Here is a 13,946-nt window from a genome sequence, read left to right as displayed (position 1 = left end):
AACGCTCATACCCCGTGTGAAGGCACACGATGAAGTGAATTCGACCGAGGAGTTCGTTGCGCATCGGGAGCTGTTGTTCTCGATCGTCTACAACGTGCTCGGTTCGGTGGCGGATACCGAGGATGTGTTGCAGGAGACCTGGCTGGCGTGGTCCGGCCGGTCCGGTGTGGAGAATCCGCGCGCGTATCTCGTGCGGATCGCGGTGAACGCTGCGCTTGCTCGCCGTACGACGATCAACCGGCGGAAGGAGGACTACGTCGGACCGTGGTTGCCGGAGCCCGTGGTCACGCCGATCGATCCGGTCGAGCGAGCCGAGGCGGTTTCGCTGGCGATGCTGGTCGTGCTGGAGACGCTGACGCCGCTGGAGCGGGCGGTGTTCGTCCTGCACGAGGTCTTCGGCTACGCACATCCGGAGATCGCGGAGATCGTCGACCGTACGCCGGTCGCCGTACGGCAACTCGCGCACCGCGCCAAGGAGCACGTGCAGGCCCGGCGGCCGCGCTACACCGCGGATCCACAGGTGCGGCTCGAGGTGACGCAGCGGTTCATCGACGCGGTGGTCGGTGGGGATCTGAACGCGTTGATGGAGGTGCTCGCGCCGGACGTGACGTTGTGGGCCGATGGTGGCGGCAAGGCCCGGGCGGCCGGGCTGCGGCCGGTGCTGGGGCGGGACAAGATCGCGCCGCTCATCGTGGGCGACGGGCGGCGGCGGCCGGTGCCGTCGCTGGGCATCCGGTACCGGGCCGTGAACGGCGATCCGTCGGCGTTGCTGCTGTCGGGGGACACGCCGTTCGCGGTGATCGTGCTGGAGGTCGAGGGTGACCAGGTGACCGGCATCTTCGCGATCACGAATCCGGACAAACTCGCTCGAGTGGCGGTGAACTGACGTGACTGCCTTCGCTGTTGTCGTTGTCGCGGTGACTGTTGGCCTGAACGCCTTCTCCGGGATCGCGGCTTTACTGCACTGGCAACCGATCCTCCCCGGGATGGTGAAGGCCGGGGTGCCGGAGTCGTGGTTGACGTTTCCGATCGGGACGCTCAAGACTGCGGGGGCGGCCGGGCTTTTCGCCGGTCTGCTGGTGCAGCGTCCCGGGCTGATCATCGCGGCCGCGGTGGGGTTGGTGCTCTTCTTCGTCTGCGCGTTGTACACGCATGTGCGTGCTGGGGAATACACCGCGCAGTTCTTCCTCGCGGTCTTCTTCCTAACCATGGCGTGCGCCTCGCTCGTGGTCAGCCTGACTGCCTGACGGCGGGGCCATCCTGCTTACCCTGACTGCATGACTGTGAACATGCGGCCCGCGGTTGCCGCTGACGTCGATGCCGTCGCCGCGATCTGGTACGCCGGGTGGGGCGATGGGCACCTTGGTCACGTGCCGGACGAGCTGGTCGCGATCCGGACCGAGGAGTCCTTCTGGACCCGGGCGGCGAACCGGATCGCCGACACCACGGTCGCGGTCGTCGGCGACGAGGTCGCCGGTTTCGTGATGGTGGTGGGGGAGGAGGTCGAGCAGGTGTACGTGTCGCGCGATCACCGCGGATCCGGAGTAGCCGGGACGCTACTCGGCGAAGCCGAGCGGCAGGTGAAAGCCAACGGACACAGCGAGGCGTGGCTCGCCGTCGCCACCGGCAACGCCCGGGCCCGCCGGTTCTACGAGCGCAGCGGCTGGACCGACACCGGCCCGTTCGACTATCCGGCGAACGCCGACACCGGCACCTTGCCCGTCCCGTGCCACCGCTACGTGAAGCCGGTCTAACGGATCGTGCTGCCGCGATCTACGGACAAAGCTGCGCGGTCTAACGGATCGTGGGCGCCGCCGCGACGCTCGACTGGTGCGCAAACCCGGGCGGAACGACAACCACCACCAGCCGGCACCGGCCGGCGGCGGTGGCCATCAGGAATCGGCTCGTCGGCAACTGGTGGTCGGCGGTGGGCGGCGGCGTACGGGGGCGTGGATTTCGGGCCGGAGCAGGGAGCTGGGACAAGGCGTCGGGCCCTGGGACAGGCCATGAGTTGTCCCAGGCCCCAACCTGGTGTCCGCGCCCCGGCCCAGCAAACGGTGCCCGCCGGCCGAGCGCGTGCTCGCGCAGGACCACCGCGTTGGCGTCCCGGACGGTGGACCGGATATCCGAACGCATGCCGGCTTCCTCGTGGGTGCCCGAGGGGAAACCCCGAGCCGAGGGGTTGTCCGGGCTGGTGTGGCGTCGCGGCGGCTGCCCAGTCTTGGCGGTGTCGCCGCCGCGGTTGCGTGGATCGGTGCGGGTGCGGACCTGAGACACTCGCCAACCCCACCGTCGGCTCACCGCCGGCCCGGGATCGGGGCGTGGCCGGGCAGGACCGCGTCTGCTTGGTGAGTGTGTCAGCACCGCGGACTCGAGCCTGGCCTGGCCCAACTGGTGTCGGCCACAGGAGAGATCGACTTTGTGCACCAGTTCCGTACCTCGAGGGCTGACGCCGTACGGATCTGGTGCACAAAGTGACCGACCGAGGCAGCCGCGCGGGGTAGCGAGGCGGGACTGTCGGGCAGCCGGGCGGGGCAGTTGGGCGGCCAGGTGGCGGCTACCAGCGACCGGGACTGGCGCGGTGGTGTCGGTTGGGGTGGGGTTGGTCCCCGGGGACACCCACGGAGACGACAGGAGAGCCGGCTGTCAACTGGCGTGGCGTCGTGCGGAGGATTCCCCTGGATTTGTTGCGCGGGTCGGGGTGATCCGGCGGGACCGGGTTAGTTTGCTTTTGCACGTTTCCCGTTCTTGGAGAGGTCACCATGGTCATCCGTTCCTGGCGCCGGCCGTCCCGTCGGCTGGTTCTGACCGGCGTCGCGGCCGTCGCGATGGCGTCGGTTGTCGGCGGAGTCGCGTACTCGGCCGGGGCCGCGTCTCCGCAGCCGGCGATTCAGACGTCGACGCCGCGGAGTGAGAAGCAGGTCACCAACATCGACGTGTTGCGCCAGCAGTTGCGCAACTACTACGGCGACCCGCTCGGCAGCGGCACGTTCGCGCCGGACAGCAACTACGCCAAGGAGGCCAGCTCGGTCGCTGCCGCGGGGAAGCGCTGGATCTCCGCGCCGCACCACACCGAGGAGACCAAGGCGATCCTGCTGGACGTCGACGACACCTCGCTGGCCACGTGGAACTACGAGATCGCCAGCAACTGGGCGTTCAACCCCACGACCAACGCGGACTTCGTGCTGAACCAGAGGTTCCCCGCCGTGCCGGGCATGGTCGACCTGGTGAAGACCGCCGAGCGCGAGGGTTATGCGATCTTCTTCCTGACCGGCCGCGGTGCCGCGCAGGAGCAGGCGACCCTCGGCAACCTGACCGAGGACGGTATCGGCGTCGACGCCGGCTACCCGAAGCCGACCGCGCTGCGGAACGGTGAGGACGGCCTGTTCACCAAGCCGGCCGTCGCCGACTACCCGGACTACCTGAAGAAGGCGTGCGCCGCGGACCCGAACGGCTCCTGTACGACGATCCACTACAAGTCGGCCACCCGCGCGCACATCGAGTCGCTCGGCTACGACATCGTCGCGAACTTCGGCGACCAGTTCTCCGACCTCAAGGGCGGCTTCGCCGACCGCACCTTCAAGCTCCCGAACCCGAACTACTACCTGCCGTAACTGCTGGATCGTCCACCGAGTCGTGGATCGTGGTCGGCGCCCAGCCAAACCCGACCCGAATCCACGACTCGGCGGATGACCATCACTGCGTGAGCCGGGGGAGCGCACCGCGGAGGAGGAGCCAGAGGTTGTCGCGCAGGGCCGGCTCGAACTCCATCCGGATCGTGCCGAGCGAGAGGTCCGCCTCGTAGGCCGCGACGACGGCCGGGACGGGATGGGAGTGGGTCCAGATCGCGCCCGCCAGCATGCTCGCGGCGGCGATGAAGCGGCCCGATCCCTCCGCGCCGAGCTCCGGTAGCGCCCCGACGACCACCTCGATCATCCGCTCGAAAGCGATCGCGGCCGCCCGCTTGAAGGCCAGCGCGGTCTCGGTCGAGATGTTCCGCTCGAGCACCGACGCCTGTGCGCTGATCACATCGCACAACACCGGTCGCGCGGCCAGCGTGCTGACCACGGCCGACACCAGCCGCTCCGCCCGCTCGTCGACCGGCGCCGTCGGTGCGACGCCGGCGAGCGCGGCCGCCAGGTCCTCCACCCAGGCCGTGAGCTCCGTGCTCGAGAGCTCCAGCAGGACCGCCTCGCGGGACTCGAAGTAGTTCAGCACATTCGACTTCGCCAGTCCGACGCGGCGGCTCAGCTCGTTCAGGCTGACGTCCGCTACCGGCATCTCGGTCAGCATGGCCGCGGCCGTCTCGAGGATCGCCCGCCGCCGGACCGCCCGCTGCTCCGCGCTCCGCGCGCGCTGGAATGTCGTCACGCTCACATTCTACAGACCGGCGGTCTGTTGTTATCAAACCGGCGGTCTGATACCGTCGAGGACATAACAGACCATCAGTCTTTTACGAGGAGCAGACCATGTACGACGTCTCCGACCAGACCGGCAAGCTCGCCGTCGTCACCGGCGCCAACAGCGGCACCGGCAAAGAGGCCACCAAGCGCCTCGCCGCCGCCGGCGCGCGCGTGATCATGGCGGTCCGGACTCCTGCCAAGGGAGAGGCTGCCCGGGCCGAGATCCTGGCCGAGCACCCCGACGCCCTGCTCGAGGTACGCCGGATCGACCTCGCCGACCTGGCATCGGTGCAGGAGTTCGCCGACGGGCTGGCCGCGGACGAGCCGCACGTCGACCTGCTCGTGAACAACGCCGGCGTCATGCACCCGCCGACCCGGATCACCACGAAGGACGGCTTCGAGCTGCAGTTCGGTTCGAACTTCCTCGGCCCATTCGCGCTCACCGTGCGGTTGCTGCCGCTCGTCCTCGCCGCGCCCGCGCCGCGGATCGCGACGATGGCCAGCGGTGCCGCGAACTTCGGCCGGATCCACTTCGACGATCTGCAGTGGCAGCGCCGGTATCGCCGGATGGCGGCGTACTCGCAGTCGAAGCTCGCCGACCTGATGATGAGCAACCAGCTGGCCAAGCTCTCCGCCGACCGCAGTTGGGGCCTGCTCAGCGTCGCCGCACACCCCGGTTTCACCCGTACGAACCTGCAGACCGCCGGCGCCTCGCTCGGCCGGGAGCGTCCGTCGCATCTCACCCACTGGAGCCTGCGGTTCAACCCGCTCCCGACACAGGGCGTGGAGGTCGGCACCGAGCCGCTGCTGTTCGCGGCGACCAGCCCGGATGCCCAGCCCGGCGCGTACTACGGCCCGTCTGGCCGCCTCGGCCTGGTGGGCCCCACCACGCTGGTCAGGGCCCCGAAGAACGCATTGGACCCGGAGACCAACGCCCGCCTGTGGTCGGTCGCCGAGGACCTGACGGGTGTCTCACTTCCCGCATCCGGTCCTATCCTGCGCAAATGAGCGAATGGTCGAGCGGGGAGATCTACGAGTCCTACGTGGGCCGGTGGAGCCGGTTGGTGGCGGCTGAGTTCGTGGCCTGGCTGGATCAGCCCACCGGCCTGCGTTGGCTTGACGTCGGATGCGGTACGGGCGCTCTGACCAGCACGATCCTGCGTACGGCGGATCCCGCGTCGGTGCTCGGGGTCGACCCGTCGGCCGGCTTCGTCGAGTACGCGCGGAAGACCGTCACCGACGAACGGGCGAGCTTCGAGGTCCGATCGGCGGCCGAACTCCCCGACGGCCCGTACGACGCGGTCGTCGCCGGGCTCGTGCTCAACTTCATCCCCGCGCGGGTCGAGGCACTCCACCGGATGCGAGAGATCGGGTCGGCGGTCGCGGTCTACGTCTGGGACTACTCGGACGGCATGGAGCTGATGCGGTACTTCTTCGACGCGATGATCGAGGTCCGGCCGCAGGATCGCGAGCAGGACGAGGGTCTCCGGTTCGCGTTCTGTACGGCGCAGGGTCTGGACGGACTGTTCAGCGAGGCCGGGTTCACCACGGTCGACCTGCGCGAGATCGTCGTACCGACGGAGTTTGCGTCGTTCGAGGACTATTGGCAGCCGTTCCTGGGTGGGCAGGGAGTCGCGCCGGCCTACCTGCGTGCCTTGGACGAGTCGGACCAGCTGGCGTTGCGGGAAGCAGTGCGTTCGCGGCTGCCGATCGAAGCGGATGGGACGATCCGGTTGAAGGCGAAGGCGTGGGCCGCGAAGGCGGTCAGCTGAGGTAGTCGCTGCGCAGCAGACCGAAGAGCAGGTCGTCGGTCCACTCGCCCTTGAACCAGCTGTTGGACAGCCGCAGCCCTTCCTGCTTGAAGCCGACCCGTTCGAGCAGCTGGGCCGACGCGGTGTTGCGGGCGTCGCACTCGGCGGAGACCCGGTGCAGCTTCCGCTCGATGAAGACGTCGTCGAGCAACCCGCGGACGGCCTCGGTCGCATAGCCCCTGCCCTGGAACGCCGATGCGAGCGTGAAGCCGAGCTCGGCCTGCATGAGGTTCTCGTCCAGGTTGAGGCCGAGATCCCCGATCAGTACGCCGTCCAGGTCGACGGCGTACTGGAACCAGCCGGGCGCGGCCGGGTCGCCCTGGGCGAACTCTTCAACCTTCTGCACCGCCTCGGACAGCGGCAGCGGGGCGTCCCACGACTGGTACCGGGCGATGTCGGGATCCGACCGGTAGGCCGCGAACGCCTCCGCGTCGGCGGCGGTGAAGCGGCGCAGAGTCAGCCGTTCGGTGCGCACGAACATCAAGCCATCATGTCAAAACCAGGGCCTCGACTCCGACCTGTCAGTGAGAGGGGTGAACCGATGAAATACCTACTGATCCTGCAGGGCGAGGGCGAGCCGTGCCCGGGCCGCGACGACTTCGAGCGGATCGCCTGCGACACCGGCGAACTGGTCGGTGGTGAGGTACTCGCGGATCCGCAGCTGGCCGTCCACGTGCCCGATCGGGCTGCTCCTACGCCCATCGACGCCTACTACCTGATCGACGTGGAGAGTCGCGAGCGGGCGGTCGAGCTCGCGCGATTGCTGCCGGACGCCCGGACAGTCGGGCGATCCGTCGAGGTCCGCGCGGTGATGCACTCGACCGCCGCCGACTTCTAATCCGCGACCTTGAACCAGAGGTGGGTGGCGAGCGGGGTCTGTGTCACGCTCAGGCGGTCGAGGCGGACGGAGTGGCCGCCGGGGTGGTCGAAGAGGCGGGTGCCGTCGCCGAGCATGACCGGGGCGAAGAGCAGTAGGACCTCGTCCAGTTCGCCGGCCTCGATGCACTGTTTGGCGACGTTGGCGCCGATCACGTTGACGTACTTGTCGCCGGCTGCCTCCTTGGCGACTGCGAGTGCGTTCGCGAACTCGTCGACGTACGTGATGCCGGGCTCGGGAGTGTCCGGCGGGCGGTGGGTGAGCACGAACAGCGGCCCGCTCCACCCACCTCCGAACGCCTGCCCTTCGCCGGCCTCGCCCTTGTGCGGATCGTCGCCGTCGTGGGAACGGCGGCCGGCCAGGACAGACCCGATCCGGGGGAGGAGTTGCTCGACCTCCGGATCGGGCCCGAGGTACGGGCGCATCCACTGCATGTCACCGTCCGGTCCGGTGATGAAACCGTCCACCGACATCGTCACCGAATACAGAACCTTCGCCATCGAGTCCTCCCGACTCGCTCGTCCGGGTGTCCTTCGTTGAGACGAGCGAGCCCGAGAGAACTCATCGCGGACCGCCAGGCCATCACGACTGCGGATCCAAGCCCGTGCCGCCGCGTGCGGACGAAGTGGTGGCGTGATTGTGATGGCCTGAGCGTTCGCATCACGAGCCCCGGTGCGACTGCGGTCCGTGCTGGCGGTAGCCTTCCCGGCAATCGGCCTTTTCGGATACGGAAATCGAGGTGGATCGGGGCGATGCCGGAGCCGGAGCACGCGATGATCGACCTCGAGCAGCCGTCCCAGGCCCGGTTGTACGACCTGTTCCTCGGCGGCAAGAACAACTTCGAGGTGGAACGCCAACTGTTCCAGGAGCTGGTCAAGATCGCGCCCGAGGCGCCGGAGCTGGCCCGGGAGAACCGGCGTTGGCTGGCCGAGGTGGTCGGCCGGATGATCACCGACGGCGGCATCGGCCAGTTCCTCGACCTCGGCGCCGGGCTGCCGACCCGGCGGAACACCCACGAGATCGCCGCCGAGGCGGACCCGCTGGCTACCGTCGTGTACGTCGACAACGACCCGACCGCGATCTCGCACGGCCAGGCGCTGCTCGCCGACGATCGCACCAGCTTCTTCGCCGGTGCCGACCTGACCGATCCGGCCGCCGTCCTCGGGCACCCGGTCGTCACCGCGGCGCTCGACCTGAACCGCCCGGTCGGGATCATCCTCGGACTCGTGCTGCATGCGATCCCGGACACCGATCGGATCGAGCGCGTGATCGCGGAGTACCTGGCCGCCGTACCGTCCGGGTCGTACCTGGCGCTCAGCCACCCGCTGAACCCGCGCGACGGCAGCCGGCTGGCCGAGTTCTCGACGGCGGTCGAGGACAAGGTGCGGGAAGCCTTCCCGCAGGTGATGTTCCGGACCCGGCACGAGATCGCCGGGTTCATTGCCGGCCTCGACCTGGACAAGCCCGGGCTGGTCGACCTGGCCGTCTGGTGGCCGGGCGCTGATCAGCACCTCAGTCCCACCGGTGCGGCCCAGTTGCTGCTGGTGGCACTCGCCCGCAAGCCCTGACAAACCACTGGTGATCCGGCCGTCCGCGGCCGATGATGGGTCGTATGTCTGCCAAGGCTGCTGCCGCTCACTGATCGCGCCCGGCCTGATGTCTCCGGGCTCGCCTGATCATGCCCGTCGCGACGACGGGCCCCGCAGCGTGCAGTTCCTCAGCCTTGGAGTTCGTTCCTCATGACCAATCTGTCGTCGTGGGTCGAGATCGCGTGTGACGAGTCCGGATTCTCCGGGACCAACCTCCTGGATCCCGCCTCGCCCGTGATCACCCACGCCAGTGTCGATCTCGCCATCCCCGCAGCCGCCGACCTGGTCGCCATCCTGCGACCACGGCTCCGCCACCGCACCGAGTACAAGTCCAACCAGTTGCTGCGACCCGCGCAGCGAGCCGAACTCGAGTGGTTCCTCACCACTCTGCGCGGGCATGCGCACGTCCACGTCATCGACAAGACCCGGTACGTCGCCGCCCGGGTCCTCGAGTTGTTCACCGGCGAACCGTCGTACGGCGATGGCACGAGCCTGGCCCGGGAACACTGCGATGGCGTGCTCGCCCTGCAGCACCGGACCGGCTTCCTGGCCGCGTTCGTCGACCTGACGCGGACGAAGCGGTTGCGGCTGATCGACCACGCCGCTGTTGACCGGTTCTTCGCCACGATGCCGTCCGATGTGCCCGCCTTGCGTGAGGTGACGCGTGCTCGGGTGGAAGGCGTGATGCTGCGGCTGATCAACGACGATCGGACGATCCCGCCGCCGCTCGAGCCGTTGGTGCCCGCGCTCGCCGAGACCGCGCTGTTCTGGAGTGCCGGACAACGGTCGGTCGCCGTGGTGCACGACGAGCAGAGTGCGCTGACGCGACATCGGGTGGCGCGATTGCGCACGTACCTCGCCGACGCGGTGTTCCCGGCACCACCGCCCCTGCTCACGCTCACGCAGGTCGACTCGAAGGCCGACCCGCGCGTGCAGGTGGCGGACCTCCTCGCTGGAATCGCCCGCCACCTGACCACCCGGCCGGCCACCCCCCAGCTGGCCGAGTTGCTCGCTCCGTACCTGAACGGTCAGCCCACCGGCTGGCGGGTGTAGGAGCGCGCCACCGCGATACCGACGATCTCGGGGCGGCCAGCCGGTTCGGGGCCGAGGACCTTGGCGAAGGCCGGTCCGAGGCGGTCGGCGAAGAACCGGTCGGCGTGCTCCTTGGACTCCCAGAGCGTGACGACCCGGAGTCCGTCGCCGGTGCTGCCGACGTACCTGGCCTGCAGGCCGGCCGGTTCGTCGGCGCCGAGCTGCTCCATGACCTGGTCGAACTGTTCGATCGCCGCGAACGGCGGGGTGGCGACTGCGATCCACTGCATGATTCCTCCTTGATGATGCGGATGTTCATCACGGTAGGAATCCGCCGGCGATCCGGAATCCGCCAGATCACTCATCCGGGGTACTCATCTGCGGCTGGACCAGGCCGCGATCTGACTGCGGGTGGCGAAGCCGAGCTTGGTGAGGATGTGCTGGACGTGGTTCTGCGCGGTCCGCTCCGAGATCACCAGCCGGGCGGCGATCTGGCGGTTGGTCAGCCCTTCGGCGACCAGTCCGGCGACCTCCAGCTCGCGCCCACTCAGCTTGTGCTCGGGGTCGCCGTTCAGCCGGTTGAGCAGCACCTTCAGTTGATCGGCGTACGCCGCCATCCCCAGCGACTCGACCAGGCGGGCAGCCTCGACGGCGAGGGGCCGAGCTTGTTCGCGGTCACCCGGCCGGTCGCGGGTGAACAGGGTGCGGGCGAGGTGGAACTGCGCCTCGGCGACGAACCCGGCGGCTCCGGCAGACTCGGCCATCGCCACCGCGATGGCCAGATCCTCGACTGCGGAGTCCAACCGTCCGAGCGCGGCGCCGGCCCGTCCGATCGCCAGCTCTGCCGGCCCCATGTACGCGACACCGTTGCCCACGGCATGCTCCCCGCGGAACGGCTGCAACCGGTCCAGCAGGACGCCGAGGTCGTCGTACCGGCCGAGGCCGCAACAGGCGAGCGTCGCGTACACGTACGCCGGCAGCACGAAGAACGCGGGCAACGACCACTCGTCGATCGGGCCGGCCAGCCGGTACGACGCCGCCGCCTGCTCGGGTTCGTCCGCGCACAGCAACAATTGGGCCCGGGACAGCAGCGACATCGTGGCGAACCGCGGTGGTGGATCGAACCGCTGCTCGGCGAACTCACGCATCTCCGCGCTGACGCCGATATGACCGGCCAACGCGATCTGGAGCGCGAGGTACGCGCCGGTCGCGGGTGCTCTCTCGACCGGTCGCATCCGGTCGAACCCGCGCCGAGCGACCGCCGCCGCCTCGGTGTACTGCCCGCGAGCCTGGGCGATACACGCGGCGATGCGGTCGTGATGCCAGGCCGCGACCGGTCCACCGAGGCGATCGGCCGCGACCCGCAGCCGGGGGAGTTCCTCGGCCGCGGCGGCGAGCCGGCCGCTCTCGATCAGCGCGTCCAGCCGCCAGATCTCACCCCACATCTCGGCGCGGGGATTGTTCGTCCGCTGGGCGAGCTCGAGCATTTCGGCCGCGAGATCCAGCCGTTCCGCTCGCCCGTCCGGGCCCGGGCACGCCTCCTGCCTGGCGCGGAGCGCATCGGCGAGGGCTCGATCGTCCGCCGAGGATCGAGCCAGCTCGAGGGCGGTCGCGCTCAGCGCGTCGAGTCGTGCCTGTTCGCCGGCGTAGAAGGCGAGATGGCTGCGCAGGGCAAGCAAGCGGGCTCGCAGTGCGAGATCGATGCTTTGGGCAAGCGCTGCTTCGCACAGTCGCTCAGCGGTCGCGTTGATGGTCGGATCGGGTACGGCCTCGAGGACCAGCGCGGCCTCGGCGGACTGCTCCGGAGTCTGGGCTGCCGCAGCAGCTTCGACCGCCGCCGCACAGCACGCGGTCAGATCACCCGCGAGGTACGCCGCCTTGCCCAGGGCAACCAAGAGGTCGCACGACTCCGCGGGATCGAGCGGCCGAGTCGCCAGCGCCTGCCGATACAGCCGAACACCTTCCTCGTAGGCCAGTCGTCGTACGGCGTCCTCCGCGGCGCGGACCAGCCAGGTGCGTGCCGTCGTACCGTCGCCGTACTGAGCCAGGACCGCGTAGTGGCCTGCGATCGCTGCCAGGTGGTCACCGGGGTCTCTTGCCAGCGCATCGGCGATCGCCCGGTGCAGGGCTGTGCGCTCGGTGGTCGACAGGGATGCCTCGACGGCATCGCGGGTCAGGGCATGGATGAAGCGGAAGCCGTCGCCCAGGTGTTCGAAGAAGCCGAGGCTGGTCGCCTCGTCGACCAGTGGCAGGCATTCGTCCACCGATTGGTGCAGCATCGCGGCAATGGTCCGCAGCCGGACCTCCCGGCCGGCGATTGCGCTGGCCTGAACGAGCCGGCGGCAGTCGTCCGAGGCGCGGCCGAGCCGGGCGGTGACGATCTCGAGCACCGACCGCGGCGGCCGGTCCGGCTGCCAGGAGCCGTCGGCGATGGCGCGGGCGATCTCCCGGACGAAGAGCGGGTTGCCGCCGGTGATGCGGTGCACCGTCGACACCACCGTGGAGTCTGTGGTTGCTGTCAGCAACTGTTCGGCGACCTCGGGGCGATCGAAGGTGCGCAGCTGAAGGCGTTCAGCGGTGGAGAGATCGCCGAGGTTCGCCGCGTCGCGGGCGGTCGCCAGGATCAGGACCGGCATGTCCGGGAGCTGTTCGGCGAGGTGACGCAGTACCAGGACGGAGGGTTCGTCAGCACGGTGGACGTCGTCGAGGATGATGACCAGGCCGCGGTCGCCGGCGGCTCGTCGTACCGCATCGGTGACTTCTTCGAAGAGCAGGAAGCGGTCGTCACCGGAGAGCACTTGATCCGCGTCCAGGCCGAGGGATCGCAGGACCTGCCGCCAGGGCCAGTACGCCGGCGCGCCATCGGTCTCGGCGCAGCGGCCCCAGGCAACGGCAGCGCCTTGTGCGAGGGCCGATCCAGCGAGTTCCTGCGCCAGCCGGGTCTTGCCGATTCCCGCCTCGCCGGTACACACCACGAGGCGCCCGCTGCCCGCGCGCGCCTCGTCAACCCACCCCCGCAGCGCCCGCAGTTCCCCCAGGCGCCCCACCATCGCCATGCGCCAAGCATCGCGCCCGGCGACCCGAAGCGGAAGCCCACTCAGCGCTGGGAGATGTGCTCGGCGAGGTAGTCCTCCCAGGTGCGCGTGCCGACGGTGGCACCGCTCAGGATCAGATTCGCGCCGGCGCGGTAGACCTTGCCGGTCTTACCGGGGATGTGGATCGGCAGCGACAGCCGGTGCTTGCCCGTGGCCCGTAGGTAGTCGCGGGAGAGCTCGCCCATGGTGTAGACCTTCGGACCTACCAGGTCGGGCACGAGCCCGGCCGGCTCGCCCAGCGCCAACTCGACCAGCCGCTCCGCGACATCGCGCGCGTCTACCGGCTGGAGCCGCAGCCCACCCGGAACGGGCATCACCGGAAGCTTGGCCATCGCCCCCACCGTCTTCACGGCGAAGTCGTGGAACTGCGCCGCCCGCAGGACCGTCGACGGCACCGAAGACGCCAGCACCGCCTGCTCGGCGCCCAGCTTCGACTTGAAGTACGTCAATGACAGCTGGTCGACCGCCGTCACCGAGATGTACACCAGATGCCACACCCCAGCCCGCTCCGCAGCCCGGACAAGATTCCGCGTCCCGATGTCGTCCCCCTTCGGCCCACCGGCCAGATGGATGACCACCTCGACCCCGCCGAGCGCCTCGTCGATCCCGTCACCCTTCAGCAGATCCGCCGCGACGTACTCGACCCCGTCGCCACCCTCCCGCGCGTGCCGGCTCAGCACCCGCACTTTCCACCCCACCGCCTGCACCAACGGCACAACCTGCCGCCCCAACGTCCCCGTGCCACCAGTCACCAACATCGTCCCCACGATTTCCTCCACTCGTCCGCGGCCCCGATCTCCGGAGCCCACCGCTCTGACGGACCTCAACCGTCGGATGTGACAGCGACCGCCGGTGGTGGCGGTGGTAGCGCCAGTCGCGCTGTGCCGGGGTACTCGTGGTGGCGGTGGTTGCGGGTCCGGGGGATGGGCCGGGGATTGGTGGTGGTTGCGGTCGGGGTTGGTCGGCCGGGCGGTTGGTGGTGGTTGCGGGGCGGAGGGTGGCCTGGGGTTGGTGGTGGTTGCGGGTCGGGGTGCTCGTGGTGGCGCCGGCTGTGGCTGCCGGGGCTCGGCGATCACCGCGCCGACGTGATCCGGCGGCCAGAGTGCTGGTGGTGGCGCCGGGGTTGTTGTGCTGGGGCG

General features: G+C 69.4%; 15 protein-coding genes. 9 read left to right on the top strand and 6 right to left on the bottom strand.

What is annotated here, in order from left to right; genetic code table 11:
• The first annotated feature begins 34 nt into the window (after positions 1-34).
• The 4 genes from sigJ to OG558_RS04050 all read left to right on the top strand — a co-directional run bounded on the left by sigJ (position 35) and on the right by OG558_RS04050 (position 3,614).
• Positions 35-886, top strand: coding sequence for an RNA polymerase sigma factor SigJ (gene sigJ / locus OG558_RS04065; RefSeq protein ID WP_405069012.1), 852 nt, complete (start codon positions 35-37; stop codon positions 884-886).
• A gap of 1 nt (position 887) precedes the next feature.
• Entirely contained in the window at positions 888-1,247 is a 360-nt protein-coding gene (locus OG558_RS04060; protein WP_405069011.1) for a DoxX family protein, read from the top strand.
• 30 nt (positions 1,248-1,277) lie between these two features.
• On the top strand, positions 1,278-1,754 hold the full coding sequence (locus tag OG558_RS04055) for a GNAT family N-acetyltransferase (RefSeq protein ID WP_405069010.1): 477 nt from the start codon (positions 1,278-1,280) through the stop codon (positions 1,752-1,754).
• Between the two features lie 1,008 nt (positions 1,755-2,762).
• Positions 2,763-3,614, top strand: a complete 852-nt coding sequence (locus tag OG558_RS04050) for an HAD family acid phosphatase (RefSeq protein ID WP_405069009.1) — start codon at positions 2,763-2,765, stop codon at positions 3,612-3,614.
• 82 nt (positions 3,615-3,696) lie between these two features.
• Here the strand turns inward: OG558_RS04050 and OG558_RS04045 are convergent, their stop codons facing one another.
• Complete coding sequence (locus OG558_RS04045) at positions 3,697-4,371, bottom strand: TetR family transcriptional regulator (protein WP_405069008.1); 675 nt, start codon at positions 4,369-4,371, stop codon at positions 3,697-3,699.
• A 98-nt stretch (positions 4,372-4,469) separates the two neighbouring features.
• On the opposite strand from OG558_RS04045, the gene OG558_RS04040 reads away from it, so the two are divergent.
• A complete protein-coding gene (locus OG558_RS04040; protein WP_405069007.1) occupies positions 4,470-5,411 on the top strand; it encodes an SDR family oxidoreductase in 942 nt (313 codons plus the stop codon).
• Positions 5,408-6,175: a class I SAM-dependent methyltransferase gene (locus OG558_RS04035; RefSeq protein ID WP_405069006.1), complete on the top strand. Its 768-nt coding sequence runs from the start codon at positions 5,408-5,410 to the stop codon at positions 6,173-6,175. The genes OG558_RS04040 and OG558_RS04035 overlap by 4 nt, the downstream gene beginning before the upstream one ends.
• Here OG558_RS04035 and OG558_RS04030 read toward each other — a convergent pair.
• On the bottom strand, positions 6,168-6,695 hold the full coding sequence (locus OG558_RS04030; protein ID WP_405069005.1) for a GNAT family N-acetyltransferase: 528 nt from the start codon (positions 6,693-6,695) through the stop codon (positions 6,168-6,170). The genes OG558_RS04035 and OG558_RS04030 overlap by 8 nt on opposite strands.
• A 60-nt stretch (positions 6,696-6,755) precedes the next feature.
• Between OG558_RS04030 and OG558_RS04025 the strand changes: the two genes are divergently transcribed.
• On the top strand, positions 6,756-7,052 hold the full coding sequence (locus tag OG558_RS04025) for a hypothetical protein (protein ID WP_329481671.1): 297 nt from the start codon (positions 6,756-6,758) through the stop codon (positions 7,050-7,052).
• Here the strand turns inward: OG558_RS04025 and OG558_RS04020 are convergent.
• On the bottom strand, positions 7,049-7,591 hold the full coding sequence (locus tag OG558_RS04020; protein WP_405069004.1) for a dihydrofolate reductase family protein: 543 nt from the start codon (positions 7,589-7,591) through the stop codon (positions 7,049-7,051). The genes OG558_RS04025 and OG558_RS04020 overlap by 4 nt on opposite strands.
• Before the next feature lie 252 nt (positions 7,592-7,843).
• Here OG558_RS04020 and OG558_RS04015 point away from each other — a divergent pair, with 252 nt between their 5' ends.
• The gene (locus tag OG558_RS04015; RefSeq protein WP_405069003.1) at positions 7,844-8,659 is read left to right on the top strand and encodes an SAM-dependent methyltransferase; all 816 of its coding nucleotides are present in this window, start codon (positions 7,844-7,846) and stop codon (positions 8,657-8,659) included.
• Between the two features lie 171 nt (positions 8,660-8,830).
• Positions 8,831-9,733 (top strand): hypothetical protein, encoded by a 903-nt coding sequence (locus OG558_RS04010; RefSeq protein WP_405069002.1) that lies wholly within the window; start codon positions 8,831-8,833, stop codon positions 9,731-9,733.
• Here OG558_RS04010 and OG558_RS04005 read toward each other — a convergent pair.
• The 3 genes from OG558_RS04005 to OG558_RS03995 form a co-directional block, all read right to left on the bottom strand.
• Positions 9,709-10,002: a hypothetical protein gene (locus OG558_RS04005; RefSeq protein ID WP_405069000.1), complete on the bottom strand. Its 294-nt coding sequence runs from the start codon at positions 10,000-10,002 to the stop codon at positions 9,709-9,711. The genes OG558_RS04010 and OG558_RS04005 overlap by 25 nt on opposite strands.
• Positions 10,003-10,086: 84 nt before the next feature.
• Positions 10,087-12,768, bottom strand: a complete 2,682-nt coding sequence (locus OG558_RS04000; RefSeq protein WP_405068998.1) for an ATP-binding protein — start codon at positions 12,766-12,768, stop codon at positions 10,087-10,089.
• A gap of 41 nt (positions 12,769-12,809) precedes the next feature.
• The gene (locus tag OG558_RS03995) at positions 12,810-13,565 is read right to left on the bottom strand and encodes an SDR family oxidoreductase (protein WP_405072109.1); all 756 of its coding nucleotides are present in this window, start codon (positions 13,563-13,565) and stop codon (positions 12,810-12,812) included.
• Positions 13,566-13,946 lie beyond the last annotated feature (381 nt).

Source organism: Kribbella sp. NBC_01510 (assembly GCF_045040325.1).
GTDB lineage: Bacteria > Actinomycetota > Actinomycetes > Propionibacteriales > Kribbellaceae > Kribbella.
This window is presented reverse-complemented; position numbering and strand designations above follow the sequence as displayed.

What these genes read in the sequence shown, in the direction of transcription:
- OG558_RS04030 (WP_405069005.1), bottom strand. Translation starts at nt 6,695, where the DNA reads ATGTTCGTGCGCACCGAACGGCTGACTCTGCGCCGCTTCACCGCCGCC.
- OG558_RS04015 (WP_405069003.1), top strand. Translation starts at nt 7,844, where the DNA reads ATGCCGGAGCCGGAGCACGCGATGATCGACCTCGAGCAGCCGTCCCAG.
- OG558_RS04000 (WP_405068998.1), bottom strand. Translation starts at nt 12,768, where the DNA reads ATGGCGATGGTGGGGCGCCTGGGGGAACTGCGGGCGCTGCGGGGGTGG.
- OG558_RS04005 (WP_405069000.1), bottom strand. Translation starts at nt 10,002, where the DNA reads ATGCAGTGGATCGCAGTCGCCACCCCGCCGTTCGCGGCGATCGAACAG.
- OG558_RS04035 (WP_405069006.1), top strand. Translation starts at nt 5,408, where the DNA reads ATGAGCGAATGGTCGAGCGGGGAGATCTACGAGTCCTACGTGGGCCGG.
- OG558_RS04020 (WP_405069004.1), bottom strand. Translation starts at nt 7,591, where the DNA reads ATGGCGAAGGTTCTGTATTCGGTGACGATGTCGGTGGACGGTTTCATC.
- OG558_RS04040 (WP_405069007.1), top strand. Translation starts at nt 4,470, where the DNA reads ATGTACGACGTCTCCGACCAGACCGGCAAGCTCGCCGTCGTCACCGGC.
- OG558_RS04055 (WP_405069010.1), top strand. Translation starts at nt 1,278, where the DNA reads ATGACTGTGAACATGCGGCCCGCGGTTGCCGCTGACGTCGATGCCGTC.
- OG558_RS04025 (WP_329481671.1), top strand. Translation starts at nt 6,756, where the DNA reads ATGAAATACCTACTGATCCTGCAGGGCGAGGGCGAGCCGTGCCCGGGC.
- OG558_RS03995 (WP_405072109.1), bottom strand. Translation starts at nt 13,565, where the DNA reads ATGTTGGTGACTGGTGGCACGGGGACGTTGGGGCGGCAGGTTGTGCCG.
- OG558_RS04010 (WP_405069002.1), top strand. Translation starts at nt 8,831, where the DNA reads ATGACCAATCTGTCGTCGTGGGTCGAGATCGCGTGTGACGAGTCCGGA.
- OG558_RS04050 (WP_405069009.1), top strand. Translation starts at nt 2,763, where the DNA reads ATGGTCATCCGTTCCTGGCGCCGGCCGTCCCGTCGGCTGGTTCTGACC.